This window comes from Streptomyces poriferorum (assembly GCF_019399235.1).
In the GTDB taxonomy this organism is placed as follows: domain Bacteria; phylum Actinomycetota; class Actinomycetes; order Streptomycetales; family Streptomycetaceae; genus Streptomyces; species Streptomyces poriferorum.
The window spans coordinates 1-2526 of record NZ_JAELVH010000505.1; the positions used below are offsets into that span (position 1 = coordinate 1).

3 protein-coding genes are annotated in these 2526 nt (G+C 73.6%); all 3 read left to right on the forward strand.

The window, feature by feature from the left end; all coding sequences use genetic code 11:
* A partial coding sequence (locus tag JGS39_RS39040; RefSeq protein ID WP_219574507.1) for an ABC transporter permease occupies positions 1-437 on the forward strand: 437 nt, incomplete at its 5' end.
* On the forward strand, positions 434-1252 hold the full coding sequence (locus tag JGS39_RS39045; protein ID WP_219574508.1) for an ABC transporter permease: 819 nt from the start codon (positions 434-436) through the stop codon (positions 1250-1252). The genes JGS39_RS39040 and JGS39_RS39045, both read left to right, overlap by 4 nt.
* The coding region (locus tag JGS39_RS39050) for an ABC transporter ATP-binding protein (RefSeq protein WP_236066035.1) at positions 1252-2526 on the forward strand (1275 nt) is incomplete at its 3' end. The genes JGS39_RS39045 and JGS39_RS39050, both read left to right, overlap by 1 nt.

The following is a 2526-nucleotide window of genomic DNA, read 5'->3' on the forward strand; positions in this document are numbered from 1 at the left end:
GCTCCCGCACCCCCCGGGCGGCGGTGATCCGGGAACTCGGCCGGGAACACGTCACGTTCGCCCGCGCCCGGGGGGTGCGGGAGCGGGACATCCTGCTGCGGTACGTGCTGCGCGGCACCGTCGTCCCCGTCCTCACCGGCATCGGGCTGATCCTGGCCTACCTCCTGGCGGGCACGGTCATGGTGGAGCAGGTCTTCGCGCTGCCGGGGCTCGGTTCCCTGCTCGTCGACTCGGTCACCTTCCGGGACGTGCCGGTCGTCCAGGCCGAGGCGCTGCTCATCGCCGCCCTCGTCTGTCTGGCCAACCTGGTCACCGATCTCGTACAGCCGCTGCTGGATCCGCAGTTGCGGAGCGCACCCGCGGCCAGGAACCCGTCCAGGGCGAAGGCATCCGCCTCCGCCCTGCTGTCCGGCACCCGTGAGGAGGGGAAAGCGTGAAATCCCGTACCGTCCGCAGGTTCTCCCCGCTCACGGTGTGCTGCACCATCCTGCTGGTGCTGTTCGCGCTGGCCGCCGGCCAGCTGGTCCTGCCGGACTGGGACGCCCAGGATCTGACGACGGGCGCGGCCATGCCCGGTGGCGGGCATCTGCTCGGCACCGACGAACTCGGCCGCGACATCGCGCGGATGGTGGTCGCCGGCGCCCGGTCCACCCTGGCCGGTGCGGCCCTGGTCGCGGTCGGGTCGATGGTCATCGGCAACGTCCTCGGTCTGCTGGCCGGCTACCGCGGCGGCTGGATCGACACCGTCGTGCGGCGCTGGGCCGATCTGCTGCTGGCGCTGCCCGCACTCCTGGTGACGATCGTCGTGGCCGGGATCGGCGGTGGCGGCTACGCGCTCGCCGTCGGTGTGCTCGTCGTACTGACGTCGCCCGCCGACATCCGCCTCGTCCGGTCCGCCGTGCTGGAGCAGCGGCACCGCGCGTACGTCGAGGCCGCACAGACCCTGGGCCTCTCCCCGTTCACGGTGATGACCCGGCACATCTGGCCCAACGTACTGCCCGTCGTGGTGGCGAACACGCTGCTGAACTTCGCCGGGGCGATCGTGGCGCTGAGCTCCCTGTCCTTCCTCGGCCTCGGTGTCCCGCCGGGTGCCCCGGACTGGGGCCGGATGCTCTCCGAGAACCGAACCCTGCTGTACGACAACCCGTCCGCGGCCCTCGCTCCGGCCGTGCTCATCGTCGCGGCGGCCGTGGCACTCAACCTCCTCGGCGACCGGCTGTTCGAGGCGTTCTCCGACCGTGGGAGGTCCTGATGACAGCGCGTGCGGCCATGGCCGGCCATGCCGCCACCGCTCCGGCGGCCACCGGACAGCTGCTGGCCGTCGACGGCCTCCGGGTGTCGGCGACGGCCGGGCCGGGCGGGCCTGTCCCGATCCTGGAGGGCATCTCGCTGGAGGTGGGCCGGGGCGAGTGCATCGGCATCGTCGGCGAGTCCGGCAGCGGCAAGTCCCTGGCCATGCGGGCCGTGGCGGGCCTGCTGCCGTCCGGGACCGGGGTGACGGGCGGCTCCGTACGCATCGACGGCCGGGAGGTCCTCGGCCTTTCGCCACGCGAACACCACGCGTTGCGAGGGCGGCGCGTCACGCTGCTGATGCAGGACCCGTTCACCATGCTCCACCCGCAGCTCACCTGCGGACGTCAGATCGCGGACGGTCTCCGTGACCTCGACGGCGGACGGAACCTGCGCCGGGCCAAGGCGGCCCGGCGCGCCGAAGTGGAGCGGCGGCTGGCCGAGGTCGGCCTCGGTCCCGATGTCGCCGACCGCTATCCGCACGAGCTGTCGGGCGGGATGCGTCAGCGTGTCGCGGCGGCCGCGGCGCTCGCGGGCGATCCCGAACTGCTGATCGCGGACGAACCGACCACGGCCCTGGACGCCGCCAGCCAGAGCGCCGTACTGGATCTGCTGCGCGGCCTGCAACGGAGCCGGCACATGGGGCTGGTCCTCATCACGCACGACCTGCGGGTCGCGTTCTCCGCCTGCGACCGGGTGTACGTGCTGTACGCGGGCCAGGTGCTGGAACACGGCAGCTCGCACGAGCTGGAGTCCGGACCGCTGCATCCGTACACCGCGGGCCTGCTGGCCTCCGAGCCCTCGGTGCACGAGCGGTTCGCGGAGCTTCCGGCCATTCCCGGCTCCGTGCCCGCCCCGGGTTCCCGGGGACCGGGCTGCCCGTTCGCCGACCGCTGCGCCCACGCGGCCCCGGTGTGCCGCAGCGAACCGGTCGAGCTGCTGCCGCAGGTGGGGGCCGGGACGGCGGAGGGAACGAGCCGGTCGTCGGCCTGTGTCCGCATGCCCGGGATCGGCGGCGCGCTCCTGGCGCCGTCGGCGCGCACGGTCGCGGAGCCGGCGGCGGTGCCCGGCCGGGAACCCGGCGCGGAACCGGTCCCGGATGCGGCGCTCGTGGCCGTGTCCGTCGACCGCACGTTCCGCTCGTCGGCCGGGGACCACACCGCGCTCCTCGATGTCAGCCTCACGGTTCCGCGGAACACGGTCGTCGCCCTGGTCGGCGAGTCCGGCTCGGGCAAG